Annotated in this window: 19 protein-coding genes and 1 tRNA gene; 9 read left to right on the top strand and 11 right to left on the bottom strand. The window is 61.9% G+C overall.

The window, feature by feature from the left end; genetic code table 11:
- The first annotated feature begins 45 nt into the window (after positions 1-45).
- Positions 46-1,002 (top strand): LysR family transcriptional regulator, encoded by a 957-nt coding sequence (locus tag NKI63_RS15645; RefSeq protein ID WP_352738983.1) that lies wholly within the window; start codon positions 46-48, stop codon positions 1,000-1,002.
- On the opposite strand, the gene NKI63_RS15650 is transcribed toward NKI63_RS15645, so the two are convergent.
- Entirely contained in the window at positions 935-1,561 is a 627-nt protein-coding gene (locus NKI63_RS15650; protein ID WP_352704228.1) for a TetR/AcrR family transcriptional regulator, read from the bottom strand. The genes NKI63_RS15645 and NKI63_RS15650 overlap by 68 nt on opposite strands.
- Positions 1,562-1,627: 66 nt before the next feature.
- On the opposite strand from NKI63_RS15650, the gene NKI63_RS15655 reads away from it, so the two are divergent.
- Together NKI63_RS15655 and NKI63_RS15660 are read left to right on the top strand one after the other, a co-directional pair.
- Positions 1,628-2,050 (top strand): VOC family protein, encoded by a 423-nt coding sequence (locus NKI63_RS15655; RefSeq protein ID WP_352704230.1) that lies wholly within the window; start codon positions 1,628-1,630, stop codon positions 2,048-2,050.
- Between the two features lie 118 nt (positions 2,051-2,168).
- Positions 2,169-3,080, top strand: a complete 912-nt coding sequence (locus tag NKI63_RS15660) for an arginase family protein (RefSeq protein WP_352477778.1) — start codon at positions 2,169-2,171, stop codon at positions 3,078-3,080.
- 119 nt (positions 3,081-3,199) lie between these two features.
- Here the strand turns inward: NKI63_RS15660 and NKI63_RS15665 are convergent, their stop codons facing one another.
- Positions 3,200-4,147: a S1C family serine protease gene (locus NKI63_RS15665; protein WP_352506773.1), complete on the bottom strand. Its 948-nt coding sequence runs from the start codon at positions 4,145-4,147 to the stop codon at positions 3,200-3,202.
- A 168-nt stretch (positions 4,148-4,315) separates the two neighbouring features.
- Here NKI63_RS15665 and NKI63_RS15670 point away from each other — a divergent pair, with 168 nt between their 5' ends.
- Together NKI63_RS15670 and NKI63_RS15675 are read left to right on the top strand one after the other, a co-directional pair.
- Complete coding sequence (locus NKI63_RS15670) at positions 4,316-5,185, top strand: S1C family serine protease (protein WP_352506774.1); 870 nt, start codon at positions 4,316-4,318, stop codon at positions 5,183-5,185.
- A 7-nt stretch (positions 5,186-5,192) separates the two neighbouring features.
- Positions 5,193-5,828 carry a helix-turn-helix transcriptional regulator gene (locus tag NKI63_RS15675; protein WP_352506775.1) on the top strand — a complete coding sequence of 212 codons (636 nt, stop codon included), beginning with the start codon at positions 5,193-5,195 and terminating at the stop codon, positions 5,826-5,828.
- A gap of 6 nt (positions 5,829-5,834) precedes the next feature.
- Here the strand turns inward: NKI63_RS15675 and NKI63_RS15680 are convergent, their stop codons facing one another.
- Together NKI63_RS15680 and NKI63_RS15685 are read right to left on the bottom strand one after the other, a co-directional pair.
- Positions 5,835-6,224: a type II toxin-antitoxin system VapC family toxin gene (locus NKI63_RS15680; RefSeq protein ID WP_352506776.1), complete on the bottom strand. Its 390-nt coding sequence runs from the start codon at positions 6,222-6,224 to the stop codon at positions 5,835-5,837.
- Positions 6,221-6,487 carry a type II toxin-antitoxin system VapB family antitoxin gene (locus NKI63_RS15685; protein ID WP_352506777.1) on the bottom strand — a complete coding sequence of 89 codons (267 nt, stop codon included), beginning with the start codon at positions 6,485-6,487 and terminating at the stop codon, positions 6,221-6,223. The genes NKI63_RS15680 and NKI63_RS15685 overlap by 4 nt, the downstream gene beginning before the upstream one ends.
- A gap of 189 nt (positions 6,488-6,676) precedes the next feature.
- Here NKI63_RS15685 and NKI63_RS15690 point away from each other — a divergent pair, with 189 nt between their 5' ends.
- Positions 6,677-7,543 (top strand): SDR family oxidoreductase, encoded by an 867-nt coding sequence (locus NKI63_RS15690; RefSeq protein WP_352506778.1) that lies wholly within the window; start codon positions 6,677-6,679, stop codon positions 7,541-7,543.
- A 52-nt stretch (positions 7,544-7,595) separates the two neighbouring features.
- Here the strand turns inward: NKI63_RS15690 and NKI63_RS15695 are convergent, their stop codons facing one another.
- Both NKI63_RS15695 and NKI63_RS30725 read right to left on the bottom strand, forming a co-directional pair.
- Positions 7,596-8,111 carry a TIGR00645 family protein gene (locus tag NKI63_RS15695; protein ID WP_254820365.1) on the bottom strand — a complete coding sequence of 172 codons (516 nt, stop codon included), beginning with the start codon at positions 8,109-8,111 and terminating at the stop codon, positions 7,596-7,598.
- Between the two features lie 236 nt (positions 8,112-8,347).
- Positions 8,348-10,576 (bottom strand): OmpA family protein, encoded by a 2,229-nt coding sequence (locus NKI63_RS30725; RefSeq protein ID WP_352704279.1) that lies wholly within the window; start codon positions 10,574-10,576, stop codon positions 8,348-8,350.
- 210 nt (positions 10,577-10,786) lie between these two features.
- Here NKI63_RS30725 and NKI63_RS15710 point away from each other — a divergent pair, with 210 nt between their 5' ends.
- Complete coding sequence (locus NKI63_RS15710) at positions 10,787-11,233, top strand: YcgN family cysteine cluster protein (protein WP_352704281.1); 447 nt, start codon at positions 10,787-10,789, stop codon at positions 11,231-11,233.
- 243 nt (positions 11,234-11,476) lie between these two features.
- Positions 11,477-11,836: a hypothetical protein gene (locus NKI63_RS15715; RefSeq protein ID WP_352704237.1), complete on the top strand. Its 360-nt coding sequence runs from the start codon at positions 11,477-11,479 to the stop codon at positions 11,834-11,836.
- 130 nt (positions 11,837-11,966) lie between these two features.
- On the opposite strand, the gene NKI63_RS15720 is transcribed toward NKI63_RS15715, so the two are convergent.
- A complete protein-coding gene (locus tag NKI63_RS15720) occupies positions 11,967-12,677 on the bottom strand; it encodes an SIMPL domain-containing protein (RefSeq protein ID WP_352506781.1) in 711 nt (236 codons plus the stop codon).
- Between the two features lie 180 nt (positions 12,678-12,857).
- Between NKI63_RS15720 and NKI63_RS15725 the strand changes: the two genes are divergently transcribed.
- Positions 12,858-12,933, top strand: a tRNA-Ile gene (locus tag NKI63_RS15725).
- 67 nt (positions 12,934-13,000) lie between these two features.
- On the opposite strand, the gene NKI63_RS15730 is transcribed toward NKI63_RS15725, so the two are convergent.
- The 4 genes from NKI63_RS15730 to NKI63_RS15745 form a co-directional block, all read right to left on the bottom strand.
- Entirely contained in the window at positions 13,001-13,663 is a 663-nt protein-coding gene (locus NKI63_RS15730) for a site-specific integrase (protein ID WP_352822177.1), read from the bottom strand.
- A gap of 520 nt (positions 13,664-14,183) precedes the next feature.
- Complete coding sequence (locus NKI63_RS15735; protein WP_352570985.1) at positions 14,184-14,435, bottom strand: helix-turn-helix transcriptional regulator; 252 nt, start codon at positions 14,433-14,435, stop codon at positions 14,184-14,186.
- Positions 14,436-15,197: 762 nt separating this feature from the next.
- On the bottom strand, positions 15,198-15,713 hold the full coding sequence (locus tag NKI63_RS15740; RefSeq protein WP_352822180.1) for a hypothetical protein: 516 nt from the start codon (positions 15,711-15,713) through the stop codon (positions 15,198-15,200).
- 439 nt (positions 15,714-16,152) lie between these two features.
- Entirely contained in the window at positions 16,153-16,890 is a 738-nt protein-coding gene (locus NKI63_RS15745) for a hypothetical protein (protein WP_352570987.1), read from the bottom strand.
- Between the last annotated feature and the right edge of the window lie 275 nt (positions 16,891-17,165).

A 17,165-nucleotide genomic window follows, 5' to 3' on the forward strand; every position in this document is an offset into this window, starting at 1 on the left:
ACTGGTATATTTTTTATATGATCCATCTAAATTGTGGATTGAACGATGCAACCGAACCCGACGCTTGACCAACTGCAGATACTGGTTGCGGTGGCCGAGACCGGCAGCTTCTCGGCCGCCGGGCGCAAATTGAATCGCGCGCAATCGGTGATCAGCTACGCTATCGCCAACCTCGAAGCGCAGCTCGGGCTGAAGCTGTTCGAGCGCGAGGGCACGCGTGAACCGCAACTGACCGATGTCGGCAAGGCGACGCTGGAAGATGCGCGACGCATGGTCGGCGTGCTGCAACGCATCCGCTCGCGTGTCGACGGATACCGGCAGGGATTGGAGGCGGAAGTTACGCTGTCGGTCGACGTGACACTACCGTCGCCGGTGCTGGTTCGGGTGCTAAAGGCATTCGAGGCGCAGTTCCCGGCAGTGACGCTGCGTCTGCATATCGGCTCGCTTGGCCTGATCCTCGATCATGTTGTCGGCGGACAGGCCGATCTCGGCATCGGGGGGCTTCTGGGTGAGACGGACGTGAATCTGCTTCGCATCGGCTTCATCTCCCTGGTGCCAGCTGCAGCGCCTGAACACCCGCTGGCGCTGCTGCCGAGACCAGTGGCGCTAGAGGATGTCCGCGAACACATCCAACTGGTCGTCTCGGACCAATCCGAGCGTACGCGCGGGCGTGACTATGGCGTCTTCGCCTACCGCACCTGGCGGCTGACGGATGTGCGCACCAAGCACGTGCTGATGCGCGAGGGGCTGGGCTGGGGCGGGCTGCCGCGATGGCTGATTGCCGATGATCTGGCGAACGGCCGGCTCGTCGAACTCGATCTCGAGCCTTACAGCGAAGTCCGCTCGCCGCTCTATGCCATGCATCGCGCCGATCGCAGCCCGAAACCGGCGGCCGCCTGGCTGATCGACCAGTTCAAGCGCCAGCTCGGCTGTTTCAACGAGTTCGAGCCGGGTGAGATGCCTGCGAAGGAGCCCGAGACAGGCCGTCGATCAGGGCCATGAGAACGGCGCGGTAATCCTCGATCGAAGCTCCAGCTTCAATGGCGAGCGCTGCGCGGTCGAAGGCAGCGGCGAGCAAAGCGGTCAGTGCTTCCACAGGCAATCTCTTCGTGGAGTGCGACCGCATCGCGGCGATAAGGCCCTCGCGCAGCGAACGGTTGCCATGGCGATTGTCGATCGCATCCATGGCGGCGCGGCCGAGCACGGCCGGGCCATCAAGCAGCAAGAGTCGGGTGCGGCCGGGGGCACGCATGGCAGCCAGATAGGCATCCGAGCCGGCAATCAGCGCATCGTGGGCAAATAGCGAAGGCGGCGACGCGCGTTCGATCTCTTCCGCGATGGCTTGCGCCTCCTGTTCGACCACAGCGGCAAACAGCGCCTGCTTGTCGGCAAAGTGATGATAGAGCGCGCCGCGCGTTACGCCAGCAGCGGCGACGATCTCGGGTGTGCTGGTCTCGGCATAGGACTTTTCGGTGAACAGTTTTCGCGCTGCGGCGATGAGCTCGGCGCGTGTCGCCTCGGTGCGATCACGATTGGAGCGACGAGCGAATCCCTGTTGCATGCATGCAGCCTGTATGTTAGTTCAATTTACATGCAGACTGTATGTTATTCGCCGGGAGAAGGAAAGATGAGGACGACGAGCTATTATCCGGTGCTGATGACGGGCGATGTTGCCGGCACTGCAGCCTTTTATATCGCGCATTTCGGCTTCAAGCCGCTGTTCGAGGCCGACTGGTACGTCCATCTGCGCTCGGCAGAAGATCGTCGCGTCAACCTCGGCATCGTCCAGGGCGATCATGAGACGATCCCGAAGGAGGGGCGGGGCCGCACCTCCGGCCTGCTGATCAATTTCGAGGTCAGGGATGCGGATGCCGTCTATGAGCGGATCACCGCCGCCGGGCTACCGATCCTGCGAACGCTGTGCGACGAACCCTTCGGCCAGCGCCACTTTATCACCAGGGATCCCAACGGCGTGCTGATCGACGTGATCAAGCCGATCCCGCCGAGCCCGGAATTCCTAGCGCAATATGCCGATGGCGCGGCGGGCTGAGCGAGACAGCGGCCGCTGGCAGGAACTGTCCGCAGACGCGACGTGATGGCTTTAGCCGCGTGGCCGGTCACGCCTTTGCGGTTTATGCTTTGGGGTTAATCAACCCTGGGCCTTCTCCATGCGTGAAATCTGCCTTGTCCGCGCACCCTCCAACCTTGGCCTCCGCCCGCTCCGGCCGGGGCATATTCCGGGGACCTGGCGCGCGCCGCAGGCGCTTACCGAAGCCGGCTTGGTCGAGATGCTTTCGCCCGCCAAAGTGGTTGATCTTGATCGGCCCGCCTATAGCACCGAGCCACAGCCGGGCACCCGGCTGCGCAACGGCAACGCCATACGCAGCTTCAATCTCGCACTCGCCGAAATCGTTGCCGGCGCGCTGGGACGAGGCGAGTTTCCGCTGGTTGTGGGCGGCGACTGCGCTGTCCTGCTTGGCGCGCTGGCCGCAGCACGGCGATCTGGTCCGGTTGCGCTGGTCCATGTCGATGGCCACAGCGATTTCCGCCATCCGGGCAATTACGACGTCAACGCCTCGCTCGGCTCGGCCGCCGGCATGGACCTTGCGCTCGCAACCGGACGTGGTGAGCCGTTGCTGACCGACTGGCCCGGCATCGCAAGACCGCTTGTCGCGGACGAACAGGTGATACAGATCGGCGAACGCGAGAACCGCAACGCCAACTTCGCCTGGCCGGACATCCATTCGACCGCGATGACGTTGATCGACGTCTTTGCCGTGCGCGAGCTTGGCGCGGCGAAGGTCCTGGACAAGACCTGGAGCACGTTGGCGCGAACCGGCTGGCCCCACTGGGTGCATTTTGACGTCGATGCGCTCGATCAGACAGTGATGCCGGCAGTGGATTCACCGGGCAGCCCCGGCATCGATCCTGACGATCTCGTCGACATTCTCACGGCGCTGGTGGCGGATCCGCGCTGCACCGGAATGGATATGACCATTTTCGATCCGGATCTCGATCCGACCGGCGAATTGGCCGCGCTGCTGGTGTCGCTGCTTGGCCGGATCTATGCGCCGCGATAGAGCCTGCCCATCCCGATAGGTTCGGGATGGGCTCTATCTTGTTTGACCATGATGTTGTCCGAAAAACCGGTTCCCACTTTTGCTGCGCTGACCTTCGGTTCGGGATCAAGGTCGAGCACTCAGCTTCGCGCCACTGGCATCACCGTGACCTGAGTAATGCCGGAGCGGCGCACCACCGTGCACAGCGTCTCGTGGCCGATGCGCTCGGCGTCGAGCATGCGCACCAGATCGTCGACACCGGTGACCGGGCGGCCGTCGATGGCGGCAATGATGTCGCCTTCCCTGAGGCCGGCCTTGTCCGACGGGCTGTTCTTTTCGACGGTGCGCAGGCGCACCGCCGTGCGGCTCGATACTTGCGACAAAAGGGCTGCGCGGCGCGGCAGGTTGGTGGTGTCGGCTGAAACGCCGATGAAGGCACGGCGCACGCGGCCGAAGCGGATGATTTCCGAGATGACGAAATTGGCCGTGTTGGAGGCAACCGCGAAGGCGATGCCTTGCGCACCATGGATCATCGCGGTGTTAACGCCTATCACCTCGCCGGCCGAGGACACCAGTGGTCCGCCGGAATTGCCGGGGTTGAGCGCGGCGTCGGTCTGGATGACGTCGTCGATCAGCCGGCCGGTGGAGGCACGCATCGAGCGGCCGAGTGCCGAGACGACGCCAGTGGTGACGGTCCATTCGAAGCCGAGCGGGTTGCCGATGGCAATTGCAATCTGGCCGCGCCTCAAACGCTTGGAATCGCCGAGCGGCGCAACGTCGGCAAAGTCACCGTCGGCGCGCACCAGCGCAATGTCGGTGTCGGGGTCGCGGCCGAGCACGCGGCCTTCCCTGGAAGCGCCGTCCGGCATTGATACGCGCACGCTGCGCGCATCGCCGACGACGTGGAAGTTGGTGACGACCAGCCCGTCCGGCGCGATGACGAAGCCGGAACCATGGCCGCCCGGGCCACCGATGCGCTCGATGCGGCAGACGGCGGGCCCGATGCGGTCGACGGCATCGGCGACCGTCGCCGAATAGGCATCGAGAAGGGCATCGTCATATTGCAATTGCTGAGCGGGCAGGGCCACCTGAGGACTCCGTTTGGAACAAGATGAACAATGCCTATATGTGCGGAGCAGCCGGACCGGCCGCGACCTGACCAGATGGCCAGTCAAATGCTCAACTAGCCGTCAGGCGAGTATCCGCCAACCCCCGCCGGGCGATATCTGGGTCACGAAGAACCCAGGAGACAAATCATGAGCGATTTCAATCTGAGCATGTTATCCGACGCCATTGCCGACATCGCGGCAGCTGCGGCACCAGCGACGGCCAGCTTCGCGACGCACCAGCGGACGTCAACTGCTTTCCACTGGCGGGACGGCTATTTCGTCACTGCCGAGGAGGCGGTCGAGGCCGGCGAGGAGATCGAGCTGACGTTTTCTTCGGGCCAAGCCGTCAAGGCCGAACTGGTCGGCCGCGACCCGTCCACCGGCACGGCCGTTTTGAAACCGGCCGGCGCGCCGAGCGCCCCGTCATTGGTAAAGGCGGAGGCGGTGCGGCCGGGCAATCTGGCAATCATCGCGGGCAATAGTGACGGTACGTCACTCGCCACCTGCGGCACGGTCGGCGAGGTCGGTCCGGCCTGGCGCTCGATGCGGGGCGGCACGATCGACCGGCGCATCAACCTTGCCGTCAATGCCGGCGGCCGTTTCGAGGGCGGCCCTGTGCTCGACGCCAAGGGCGGACTGATCGGCATGCTGCTGTTCGGGCCACGCCGGCGGGCACTGGTCATGCCTTACGAAACGATCGAACGGGCAGTCACGACACTGCGCGAGAAGGGTCATGTGGCGCGCGGCTATCTTGGCGCCGGCCTGCATCCGGTCCGCAATGGTGATACACAGGGCGCCATGGTGATGAGCCTGGACGATAACGGCCCGGCGAAAGCAGCCGGTCTCAGCCTCGGCGACATCATCGTGTCGTGGAACGCAGAGGCGGTGCATGGCCCGCGCGAGCTGATCCGCAAGCTCGGGCCAGACAGTGCCGGTGCCCTGGTGACACTCGGCGTGGTGCGCGGCGGCGAGAATCGTGAGGTTTCCCTGACCATCGGTGAAAAACCACTGAGCTGAGGGATAGATGGTAAGCGGTGAGGTCGCTGGCAGACGGCTGACGGTGCTGATCGCGCTCGCTGACGCCGAGCGCGCACGAAGTCTGTCCGCGGCTCTCGCCGCGACCGATGATCTGCGGCCGGTTCTGGCGGGCGATGTCGACGGGCACGGGGCGGCGGATGTCGCCATCGTCGATGACCATGGAGTACAAGGCGGTCTCTTCGACGCGGCTATGCCTCGCGTGCTGCTATTATCGCGAGCGGCCCGTGAACGGCCGGCCGATACAGTGTTTGCCGTGCTGCCGGTGCAAGCGGACGAGTTGCTGATCGCCGCCGCCGCGCGGCTGGCGGCGGCGGGCTACCGGATTTCGCGCGACAGCCATGCTCTATCCGATCTGCATCACGATTTGACCTTCCACGACAGCGGCCGGTTCGAGGAAGAACCAACTGACGAGCATATCGTCCGGCCGACGCTTTCGCCGCGCGAAAGCGAGGTGCTGGCGCTGCTGGCCGAAGGCGCGCCCAACAAGGTTATCGCGCGACGACTGGACATCTCCGTGCACACGGCGAAGTTCCACGTCGCGGCTATCTTGACCAAGCTCGGTGCCGTCAACCGCACCGATGCGATCGCCATCGCCATGCGGCAAGGCTTGGTGCTGGTCTAACGTGGATCAAAGGGCCGGTTCGATGTCGGTCAGCCGGAAGTCGTCACCCTTGAACAGCAATGGCATGGCTTCGAGACGGGCCGTAGCATAAGCAATGCAGTCGCCGAAGTTCAGAGCGGCAGGATGCCGGCCTTTGCCGTAGCGCAGGAAAGCCTGACGGGCGACAGCGGCGTGGTCGGCCGTGAAGGGTATCGTTTCGATCGAGGCAGTGCGCAAAAAGGCTTCGAAACGATCGATAATCTGATCCTGCCAGCGACCGACAAGCACCATTGTCGTTTCGAGCAATGTCGGTGCCGCAAGCAAACGTCTTTCAGCCTGGGCGATTGCCAAAACGAATCGATCGTAGCCCGGTTCCGCGCGCAAGATGGCGACCAGCGCCGAGGAATCGATGATCATCGCGTCGGGATGCCCAGCTCATCGTAACCGAGAATTTCATCTTCGCTCATCGCGTCTTCGCGCTCCGGTATTCGTGCGGCCCGTTCGGCAATGGCCATCAGACGTTGAAAGAGATCACCGGTCTCCTCGCGGGGCACAAGCCGTTCGCGCGCAACTTCCCGCTCAAGGCTTTGACGGATGGCCTCCGTCACCGATACCCGGCGGCGGCGGGCGAGCTCACGCGCCAATTGCTCGACCTTGGTATTCTTGATAGACAAAGCCACTTATATATTCTTCCTGTTTAGGTAGAATATAACAATTTTGCTCGGCGATTCAACGCGTCTCACGAAATCCACAACCCTCCGTGGCGTCACACCGTTACGGCCGCAGGCCCTTGTATCCGTCGTTGGTGCGGGCAAGGATCGCAAAGAGAAAAGATAGCGGAAAAGAGCGTAGCACAAGGAGACGCAACGATGTCGCTCAAGGGAAAGACGCTATTCATCTCCGGCGGGTCGCGCGGCATCGGACTGGCGATTGCGTTGCGCGCGGCGCGCGACGGCGCCAACGTGACGATCGCGGCCAAGACCGCCGAGCCGCATCCGAAGCTGCCGGGGACGATCTACACGGCGGCGCAAGAGATCGAGCAGGCCGGCGGCAAGGGGCTGCCAGCGCCGTGCGACATCCGTGATGAAGCGCAGGTCGCCGAAGCCGTCGCCAAGACCGTGGAGAGGTTCGGCGGCATCGATATTTGTATCAACAATGCCAGCGCCATCCAACTCACCGGCACGCTGGAGACCGACATGAAACGCTACGACCTGATGCACCAGATCAATACGCGCGGCACTTTTCTCGTCTCCAAAATGTGCATTCCATACTTAAGGTTGGCGGAAAATCCTCACATTTTGAATCTGGCACCGCCGCTCGACATGAAGGCCAAATGGTTCAAGAACCATGTCGCCTACACGATGGCGAAGTTCGGCATGTCGATGTGCACGCTGGGCATGAGCGCCGAGTTCGCCAGGGATGGCATCGCGGTTAATTCGCTATGGCCGATCTCTACCATCGACACGGCGGCGGTGCGCAACCTCTTGGGCGGAGCGACGGTGGCAGCGATGAGCCGTTCGCCCGACATCATGGCCGATGCGGCATACGCCATCCTGGTCAGGCCGTCGCGCGAGGCGACCGGCAATTTCTACATCGACGAAGAAGTGCTGCGTGCCGAGGGCGTCAGCGATTTCTCGACCTATGCGCCGGGCGCGACAGGCCCGCTCGCCGGCGACTTTTTTGTGCCGGACGAGGTGTTCGGGCGGACTGATACCAAAATCAAAGCTATCTACTGACGGAAGTATCTACCTACAGAAGTATCCTCAAAAGACCGGCACAGACGCATGCTCACTCCCCGGCTTTCTTGGCTTTGCCCAGGCCCATCAGCCGGTCGATATAAGCAAGCATGAATGCCGAGGCGACGAAGGCCAGATGAATGATGGTCAGCCACATCAGCTGGTCGGTCGTGTAGGAGACCGAGTTCAGGAACACCTGCAAGAGGTGGATCGAGGAGATCGCTACGATTGTCGAGGCGACCTTGACCTTCAGCGAGCCGACATCGATCGTGCCCAGCCAATGCACCTTGCCGTCATTTTCATCGAAGCGGCTGACGAAGTTTTCGTAGCCCGAGATGATCACCATCACCACCAGTGAGGCGACCAGCGCGGCATCGATGAGGCCGAGCATTTTCAGGATGGTGTCGGTGTCATCGAGCGTGAAGGCGACAGGAACGAACTCGAACAGCTTCTTGCCGAAGGACACGGCATAGATGGCAAGTGCCGCGCCCAGTCCGAGATAGAAGGCGACCAGCAGCCAGCGCGAGGCGAGAATGATCGATTCGATGGCAAGTTCGATGCGCTTCATGTGACGGTTCCGGGCTTCTTTGCGGAGCGCCGTATTTCGGGCAGGCTGCGGCGGTTTGCAAGGTCCTAAAAAAACGAAACCCCGCCGGGAGGGGACCGGCGGGGCTCGCGTGTCCCGCTGGAGTCGGGACAGGGCAGGGAAGCCCTGTCCAGAATTTGGGATTGGTAGCCGCGCGTTTCAAGATTGATGACCGCGCGACTCAATGGTTGATCGAATCGCGCGGTTCACATTGCGGTTTATTGGGCGCTGGCCACCGGCGCCACCAGGGGGGTAATCCGGCGGATGGCGACGCGCCGGTTCTCGCGATTGGGTCCCGACGTGTTGACCTTGAGATACTCCTCGCCATAACCCTGCGTCGTCAGGTTCTCCGGCGGGATGCCAAAGGCATTGGTCAGAGCTTCGGCGACCGCCTCGGCGCGGCGGTCGGACAGAGCGAGGTTCGCCTCCGGCGTGCCGACTGCATCGGTATGGCCTTCGATCAGGAAGGTCTCGGCCGGGTTTTTCTTCAGCAGCTTCTCCATGGCGTTGGCAACACCCTCCAGCTTCTGGACCTCGGTGTCGGAAATCGAAGCCGAACCGAACTCGAAGTTGAGCGTATCGAGGTCGATCCGGCGGGCGATGTCACGCACTCGGGCCGAGCGCTTGACCTCGTCGACCGAATAGAGGCGCTGGACCCTCTCCACCGGCGGCCGTTCGAGGAAGGTGTAATAGTCGTCCGGATCCTCGACCTCTTCGGAATCCAAAATGTACTCCTCTTGCGGAATGGTAAGGCGCATCGGCGGCAGGTCGTCGCCCGGGTCGCGCCAGTCTGCATCATCGTCATAGTAGCGCTCGTCGACATAGCTCAGCACATATTCGCGCCCGTCAGGCGCGATGCGTGAACGCTGGATGACGTCGCCGTAGCGGTTGCGGATAGTGACGATCCGGACACCATTGTCACGCTCGACGATTTCCCGGGTGCGATCGCCCGACAGGTCCTCATAATAGACATTCCTGGCGCCGCGGTGCATGCGCGGGGCATCGCTGCTTTCCACGAAGGTCTGGTTGTTGAACTGCAGGATGACGCGGTCGCCGAATTCCCTGACGACGTTGGCGCCCTGCGGGCGCGGACGGCGGCGAACATCCTCGATGTCGGGCGCACGCTCGACGCGCTTGCCTTTTTCCTCGGTCACCGGAACGATCTTTTCAGGCTTGATCTCCTGCTGGGCTGCCTTGTCGTCGGTAGGTGGCGGTCCCTCCTCGATCGGAGCAGGCTTCGGGGCTTCCACCTGGTTCTCGCCCTGCTGGGCTGGCTGGTTGCCCTGCTGCTTACCGGCATTTTGGCCGCGCTCCTTGCCGCCCTTGCGCTTGCGCAAGACATCCTTCTGGCTGTCCAGTATGGGCGCCTCGTTCGGGTTGGCGGCGGCTTCGCCCTGAGCAGGGAGCCCACCCTCGGCGGGTGCTGCCTGTTCGCCCGTCGTCGTGGGCTGCTCACCGGTTGCGGGCTGCTGTTCGCCGGTCACCGGCTCTTCCACAACGGGCTTCTTGCCACGCTTTTTCGCCTGGTTCTCGGGCTGTTCGCCTTGAGCAGGAGCCGCTTGCTTCTCGGTTGGAAGTGGCTCGGCCTGTGGGAGAGGCTCACCGGCGGGGCGTTCCTTCTTGCGCGGCGCCTGTTCGGCCGGTGCCGCCTCGATCTGCTGGTCTTGCTTGTTCTTCCTCTTGCGCGGATTGACTTGCTCGTTGTTGTCGTTCGCGGGTGCAGCCTGCTCGGCCGGCTGTTCGGCAGGCGCGGCCTCCTGCTGTTGCTGGTCGCGCTTCTTTCTCCTCGGCTTGAGCTGCTGCTGATCGTCGTTCGCGGGTGCAGCTTGCTCGGCCGGCTGTTCGGCAGGCGCGGCCTCCTGCTGCTGCTGGTCGCGCTTCTTCCTGCGCGGTTTGAGTTGCTGCTGATCGTCGTTAGCAGGCGCGGCCTGCTGGTCAGCCGGAGCGGCTTCGATCTGCTGCTGGTCGCGCTTCTTCCTGCGCGGTTTGAGTTGCTGCTGATCGTCGTTAGCAGGCGCGGTCTGCTGGTCAGCCGGAGCGGCTTCGATCTGCTGCTGCCTCTTCTTCCTTCGTTGATTTCCTTGCTGCTCTTCGCCGGAAGGCGCGAGCTGTTCAGCAGGCGCGGATTCACTCTGTTTTTGCTGCTCGCGCTTGTTCCTGCGCGGCTTCTGCTCGGGCTCGCCCGATTGTTCGGCGGGCGCCGCTTCGGATTGTTTTTGCCGGTCGCGCCTCTTGCCGGGCTTCTGTTCCGGCTCCGACTTTCCGCCTTGAGCGCAGGCTTCGGCCGATTCGCCCTCGGCACAATTCGACTGCGCCGGGATAAACATTGCGCTGTTCCGGGCGGGGCCGAATGCAGCATTGCCTTGCAGCGGGAACGCGCCTAACGGCGCGGACGCCATCAACAGGCCAAGCGCCGTGCCTGCCAGAATCCGTGGTTGGCGTTTCATCATAAACACTCCTTGTGGCGTCCCATCCGTGCCCAAACTTTCAGCAACCATGTTTGGTTCCTGTTTGCAGGTCTTAGCGGTGGCACAGGGCGATTGACCGGCGTTTTGAAGGCGACTTCGTGTCATTCGTATGTTCCTGGCGTATCGTTCGGACGAGGCGCAAAGGTTGCCGTGCTTGACCTTGAGGCGTCCGAGGGCCACATGCCGACAATGGACAAGCCGTTCTGGAAGACCAAGACGCTCGAGGCGATGACCCCGGCCGAGTGGGAATCACTCTGCGACGGTTGTGGCAAGTGCTGCCTGTCCAAACTCGAAGACGAGGACACCGGAGAGATCTACTGGACCAGCGTCGGCTGCCGGTTGTTCGACGCTGGAAGCTGCCGCTGCTCCGACTATGCCAACCGGCTGGCGCGTGTTCCGGATTGTGTCGGGCTGACGCCGCAGAATGTGCGCACCATCAGCTGGCTGCCCAAGACCTGCGCTTACCGCCTGGTCGCCGAGGGCCGCGATCTCTATTGGTGGCACAGGCTGGTGTCTGGAAGCGACGAGACCGTGCACGAGGCAGGCATCTCGATGCGCGGCCGAGTCAGCGCCAGCGAGATCGACCTTGCCGAGCCGGACGACTATTTCGACCATATTCTCGCGGACGAGCCTTAGGATTTTATCGCAAAATCGAGAATCCGGAATCGACGGCAAAACGGACGTTGTCCATCCACCATGCTATCCACCCTATGTAGCACCGCCGTCCATAGCACCGCCTTCAGAAGCGAGAGACTGTTCCGGTCTGCCTCATGAACTGGAGATGAATGGCCGGTTCGCAAAAAATTCAGACAGGCGGGTGCATTCTCCTCCCATCGGTTCGACGAAACGGGTGGAAACCCTCAACAAGGAGAGAAGACAATGTTCAACACCATCAAGACGGCGGCTCTTTCGGCTCTTGTCGGCCTTGGCACGCTTGCTGCCATCCCCGCTCATGCTGACAGCATCTATCTCGGCTTCGGCAACAACCAGGACCCGCGCGTCGGCGTCTATGCCGGCGACGAAGATGATGGTTACTATCGCGAACACCGCCGTCATGGCGGCTGGCGCCGGTTCTGTTCGCCGGAGCGTGCCATCGACAAGGCCGAACGCATGGGCCTGCACCGCGCCCGCATCATCGACATCAACCGCCGCACGGTCAAGGTCGCCGGCCGCCAGTATGGCGACCGTGTCGTGATCGTATTCGCCAACGAGCGCGGCTGTCCGATCATCTATCGCTAAGGTCTTCGGGCGTGCGGCCGGTTGACTTGCAGCCGGTAGAGTAGCGGAGCCCTTTCCGCCAGGACGGAAAGCGCGGCTCAAAAACCCCGGAGGATCGATCCTCCGGGGTTTTGCATGCTGCAAGCGATGATCATTTCAATTCGAAAGTCACCGTCACCTGTGCGGTATAGGAATTCTCGCCGGCTTGCACCGGGACGGACGCGCCAGCGGCATCGAATGCCTTGGCGTTGATCGGCATCGGCGGTGGTGCGAAATTCTGGTCGGTGATTTCCAGGACCCGGCCGATGCCGACGCCGGCCGCTTCGGCCAGCGTCTTGGCCTTGGCCATGGCATTGGCGACGGCCTTCTTGCGCGCCTCGGTGACGGCTGCCGCCGGATCGTCGTTGGAGAAGGAGATGCCGCCGCCCTGGTTGACGCCGAGCGACACCGCCTTGTCGAGAATGTCGCCGGTCTTGTCGATGTCGCGGATGCGCACCGACAGCGTGTTGGTCACCTGATAGGCGACAAGCTCGGCCTCCTGGCTGCCGTCGGGCTTGTTGGTGTAGTTATAGCGCGGGTTGATCTGGATGCCCGCGGTCTGCAGGTCGCGCTCCTTGATGCCGGATGATTTCATTGCAGCGATCACCGCGGCCATGGCGTCGTTATTGGCATCGAGCGCTGCACGTGCCGTCTTGGCTTCGCGCATGACGCTGAGCGTCAGCAGAGCCAGATCGGGTGCTATCGCCGCCTCGCCTTCACCGGTGACGACGATACGCGGCGGCGGTGGTGAATCGGCGGCGGCCGCGATCGCCGGAAATGCGACTGCGGCGGCAATCGCCAGGGGCAAAATACGTCTGGTCATAAAATCTCCTCGATCTGCGATCCCAAGACAGCCGAGTAGGCGGTGTCCAATGGGCGACGTGCAATAGGTTATCAATATGGGCTGATTTGGGCGATCTCTGCCAGCTCCTTGGAACGCCTGCTCGGAAAGCCCTCGGAAAGCCTTGTGCGGTTCAGGGAAAAACACTAATCCAGCGCCGTGGGGCCTGTAGCTCAATGGTTAGAGCCGGCGGCTCATAACCGCTTGGTTGGGGGTTCGAGTCCCTCCGGGCCCACCATTGGCTATTGTGGCTGTTGATTTAATTGGATTTTTTGGCCATTTTTGTCCCACCTCTTTCAACCCCCTCAGAAAGTGGGACAATTTCGTTCTCGTTTCGAGCGAAAATCAGAAGTGTGCGGGCGGACTGCGCGACCTTCCGACGGCGCGCTTTCCGGATCTAATGGTCCGGGTGCTGGTAAGTAGTCCAGTCGTATATTGCCTTCAGCTGCTCGTGCGTCGCCGTTTTCTGCGGCAACAGTGGCGCCTGCCTTGCGGACCCCGTGGGCGCTGCAGCCCGGGAGCCCCGCTTCGTCGCACCATTGGCGCATCTTGTTACCAAGGCCGTTTTCCGAGAAAGGCCGACCATACTCGGTGACAAGGAATGTCAAGTTGCCGGCCGGGGCGAAGGAAAGCTCATCCTCGAGTTCTGGGAGCAGAGGCAGTTCGACGACAATCGCTTCCTTGCGCACCTTGCTCTTGTCGGTCTTGCCAGGCTTGATCCTGATCCACTTCTCCCATGTCCCGGTATCCTTGTTGCGAACTTGGGTAATGTGTTGTCTGCCGAAGATTGCTGCATCGGACAGTCGCAAACCTGTGAACATGAAAATCGCCAGCGCCATACGAGCCATGGTGCCGCGCGCATGCCGTTTCTCATACTGGACGATCTCCGACACTTCCCAGGTGTGGAAACCTTCGCCATTGCCCGAAGTCAGGCGCTTTATTCCGTTTGCCGGATTGACCTCGACCATCTCGGCATCCTTGGCCCAAGCGAACATTGCGCTAATGGCTTTTGTAATATTGTTGGCTGCCCCGGAGCGTCTGACCGGGTATCACGGAGCTCCTTGACGTGAGCCCGCTTCATGGCCGCGAATGGTAATGAACCCTTCGTCGAGAAGTCCGGATTGACTGGCCCGCTCAGCGGGTGAGGCAGTTTGCAAACGCCTTCGAGTATTGTTCGTCGTCGAAGCATCGTGCCTTCGCCGACTTCTGCGCCACCGCGCCGGAAATACTCCTGGCAAAGCCACATCAGACTGCCCCGCGAGGCCACTGGCCTCACTACAGGCCTGACCACATTCTGAGCCGAAGCATAAGGAACGCCATCTCGCGCGCAGCGCACTTCTTCGTGGAACTCGGCTGAACCTGGCTTTTCTCGCAGACGGATCTTTTTTCTACCCGGTGCGCGGAAGTACAGCCGGATATTGCCGTGCCGATCCCTGTCTTCGACAACGCCTTTCAGATTGAATTTCACCATGGTGCTCGCCACGTCCATCATCTGCGATCCCAAGGATTATCGCTAGAGGACACGCCGTCAAGTTTGCTGTTGCGGTGTGGTAGCCGCCCGAATGCCTCTGCCAGTTCCTCCACGTCCCAGACATAGCGCTCTTTGCTGGGCATCCGCGGTTGTGGCATACGGCCATCCGCGACCAACTGGTCGAACGTCGTTGGACTGACGCCGATAGCTACCGCTGCCTGTTCTCGATTAATGCCGAACAGCAGGAGCCCGCCAAGTGCGCGTTTCATTGCTTTTCTCGCTGCACATCGCCTCGCGGGCTGAGTTCCGCGACAGTGGAGCATTCACCTAAGAAGCAATCACGCTACCCTTTCCTTGCTATGCCTGGAATGGATCTGTCCGGCCAATGCGGCAAACGGCGGTAACGGCGTGAAAATAGGATAGCAGACCGCGGCTGCGGGGGTTCGAGTCGGGAGAGCGCTACCGCCTTTCCTCCGACTCAGCTCGACGCATTCTGCACTTCGTTGCCGCGCGTAGCACCCAATAGGTTTCAGGCAACGCTCGACATCCACGAGGTCCAGTCGGAATGTCGGACGCCGCGCACCCTGCAATCGTCGAGACGAATAGAATGGGGGCGGGGCCGACGCGCTAGGCTGTCGTGGCTCCCATGCCCCAGCTCCGCACAGGCCAAGAATCTCTTTGCTCCTCCACGGTGAAATGAAAATTCTTGAGCCGCCGCGCTTCGATGCGTGGAAGCATGTCCGAAAACTGCGCCCTGGTGACTTCGAGGGAGAGACTCAGCGACGGCAGGCGATCGGCCTGGAAGAGCGTGCCCGCGTCTGAACTCCGTCTTCATGGGCGTGGGCGCCATGATCATGACGACGCCCGGCCACCTAAACGCCGGGTCCGGCATGATGAGCGTGGCGGGGAGAATGATATAGGTGAATTCGACCGACTGGCGGGGCGGGCCTGGCTGAACCACTTGGCCGAAGTTGACGTTGGCTGAGCCTACGATTTCGCCGCGCCACTCGCCCGCCACGATCGGCGGCAACTCAAGATGGCCGCCCTTTTTGCGGACAGTCATTCCGAACGTGTGCGCCAGGAAGCGTGGCAATATCGATACCCGCTGCCTCTAGCCTGCGCCTCGCCGCCGCGACGACCTCCGCGCCAAACTGCGGCGCGTGCCGCACAACGATGGCTTCGCCGGTCAGCTCCGGCATGTTCCGCTCCAGCAGCATGACAAAGCCGTCGGTGCTTTTCGCGCTCATGGCCCAGTCTTGAAGGGTTTGGACCACTCCCGCCCTTGCGACTTTCTGCCTAGTGCGGGCGAGCCGGGTCGTCTTTCCTCGCTCTTCGGACAGGACATGCTCGAAGGCATGTATCGTCTGCCAGAAATCATGCTCCCCGGTCCGGGGTTTCTCTTTGGGTAGGACCGAAACCAGCTTGCGGAAAGCGGCGTCGGCCACGCCCGGCTCACCCTTGTCCCGGGCGTTCCTGATCCACGATTTCAGCTTTTCGGGATCGTTGCAGTTCTCGATCAGTCCCAGAACCTTCGCCACGTCGCTCATGCGGTCCTCCCTTTAGTCCCTGACCCGCAAGCCTGTCTTGCCCACCGCAGCGACTGCGAGGATTCGAGTAGCTTCCAAGACGAGGCCCAGCAAAATCAAGTGGCTCAGGTTACAATATGCGCGTTGGGCGTTCGGGCATACATGCTTACCGGAAAGCATGGGAATGCGGTATGCGGAAAGCAAGCCTAGCACTTGAAGCGTTCGTTGACGAAACGATCCAAAAAGGCCCGCGAGAAACGATACTTCCCGACAGTTTTCATAGCGATGCGTCATCAGCTATGCGTCCCCGCCATATGGTGCATAAGCCCTCGTTCTTGGCAGAACTTCGCGATCATGGTGAAGTTCCGGTCGGTGTAAAGGTCGTCGGGCAGCGCAACCTGGTGTGGTTAGTCGCAGTCGATGACCGATGGCGTTGGTGAGCCCCGACTGCGTTTGACCACTATTCGAAATGCATCGACTGGCCGCGCATCATCGCCAGGGTCAGTGCGACTGCGGGGTTTGCAGGCGGCTTCTCCATAAGCAGGGAGCCGTCGAAAATCGCGCCACGCCGCCATGCGCAATTCGTCACCGTCATCGACGGCTGCAGGGTCGAAAACGTGGGCATCGTAGGGATCCCGGTCAATCTCGATAGTCCAGTTCTTGAGCGCCTTGCGAGCCATTTCCTCCACCTGGGCAAGGTCGCTGGTGAAGAAGGGGATACGGTCGCCATCTTCCGAAAGGGGCTCAACCGCTCCAGCGTCGGCCGCTCGCACACCCAACCCAGAACGAAGGCAATATCGAAATCGATCTGGTGGTCCGGGCCAGCTGTAACCTCCAGCCGTTTGACGACGTCCGGATAGAGCTGCTTGCGCGCCGGCCACGTGTCCGGAAGCGCCTCGGCTTGCAATCTCGTTCGGGGAACGTCGATCAGTTCCATGATCTGATGGCGCGGAACTCTGTCCTCCGGCCAGCCCGCACAACATGCGGTCGTCGCAGCCTCGTCGGCCTCCATCCAAACCGAAGCAGCCCGGTCCTCGTCCTCGGTGGGCTTGTCGTCTTCCGGAAAGCCTTTGATGTCCCACCCTTCCAACGCGAACAAACCTTCCGCGCCCTGCAAAGCCGTAATGCCGGCCCGCGCGAAGACACCGCGTGCCAGTTCTTCGGGCGTTGCACCTTCAATGTTCAAGCGAAGTTCCATGGTTCGCCTCCTGTGCCAATCGCACCGACAGTGAACAAAATAAGAACATTGGAGTCAATAGGCTCTTGGCAACAGAGGAATTGGTTCCGTTTTTTCAACGGGATAGCCACCAGAGCGATGATCGGCGCTCCGTGTCGAATTCCAAGGCAACGGCTCCATTGCCGATCATGATGCGGACCGCTGCGGACGGGGACAGTCGGTCCCGCGTCCCGTCCTGCGGCCGGCGCTATGCTGACGCTCCTACGGCTGTCCTGTTAACCGTCCGCGGCGGGGGC

The sequence above is a fragment of the Mesorhizobium sp. M0410 genome, from assembly GCF_040321435.1.
Lineage (GTDB): Bacteria > Pseudomonadota > Alphaproteobacteria > Rhizobiales > Rhizobiaceae > Mesorhizobium.

What these genes read in the sequence shown, in the direction of transcription:
- NKI63_RS15720 (WP_352506781.1), bottom strand. Translation starts at nt 12,677, where the DNA reads ATGACCAGACGTATTTTGCCCCTGGCGATTGCCGCCGCAGTCGCATTT.
- NKI63_RS15655 (WP_352704230.1), top strand. Translation starts at nt 1,628, where the DNA reads ATGAGGACGACGAGCTATTATCCGGTGCTGATGACGGGCGATGTTGCC.
- NKI63_RS15645 (WP_352738983.1), top strand. Translation starts at nt 46, where the DNA reads ATGCAACCGAACCCGACGCTTGACCAACTGCAGATACTGGTTGCGGTG.
- NKI63_RS15745 (WP_352570987.1), bottom strand. Translation starts at nt 16,890, where the DNA reads ATGGAACTTCGCTTGAACATTGAAGGTGCAACGCCCGAAGAACTGGCA.
- NKI63_RS15690 (WP_352506778.1), top strand. Translation starts at nt 6,677, where the DNA reads ATGTCGCTCAAGGGAAAGACGCTATTCATCTCCGGCGGGTCGCGCGGC.
- NKI63_RS15730 (WP_352822177.1), bottom strand. Translation starts at nt 13,663, where the DNA reads ATGGTCGAGGTCAATCCGGCAAACGGAATAAAGCGCCTGACTTCGGGC.
- NKI63_RS15660 (WP_352477778.1), top strand. Translation starts at nt 2,169, where the DNA reads ATGCGTGAAATCTGCCTTGTCCGCGCACCCTCCAACCTTGGCCTCCGC.
- NKI63_RS15695 (WP_254820365.1), bottom strand. Translation starts at nt 8,111, where the DNA reads ATGAAGCGCATCGAACTTGCCATCGAATCGATCATTCTCGCCTCGCGC.
- NKI63_RS15710 (WP_352704281.1), top strand. Translation starts at nt 10,787, where the DNA reads ATGGACAAGCCGTTCTGGAAGACCAAGACGCTCGAGGCGATGACCCCG.
- NKI63_RS15670 (WP_352506774.1), top strand. Translation starts at nt 4,316, where the DNA reads ATGAGCGATTTCAATCTGAGCATGTTATCCGACGCCATTGCCGACATC.
- NKI63_RS15675 (WP_352506775.1), top strand. Translation starts at nt 5,193, where the DNA reads ATGGTAAGCGGTGAGGTCGCTGGCAGACGGCTGACGGTGCTGATCGCG.
- NKI63_RS15680 (WP_352506776.1), bottom strand. Translation starts at nt 6,224, where the DNA reads ATGATCATCGATTCCTCGGCGCTGGTCGCCATCTTGCGCGCGGAACCG.
- NKI63_RS30725 (WP_352704279.1), bottom strand. Translation starts at nt 10,576, where the DNA reads ATGAAACGCCAACCACGGATTCTGGCAGGCACGGCGCTTGGCCTGTTG.
- NKI63_RS15650 (WP_352704228.1), bottom strand. Translation starts at nt 1,561, where the DNA reads ATGCAACAGGGATTCGCTCGTCGCTCCAATCGTGATCGCACCGAGGCG.
- NKI63_RS15735 (WP_352570985.1), bottom strand. Translation starts at nt 14,435, where the DNA reads ATGAAACGCGCACTTGGCGGGCTCCTGCTGTTCGGCATTAATCGAGAA.
- NKI63_RS15740 (WP_352822180.1), bottom strand. Translation starts at nt 15,713, where the DNA reads ATGAGCGACGTGGCGAAGGTTCTGGGACTGATCGAGAACTGCAACGAT.
- NKI63_RS15715 (WP_352704237.1), top strand. Translation starts at nt 11,477, where the DNA reads ATGTTCAACACCATCAAGACGGCGGCTCTTTCGGCTCTTGTCGGCCTT.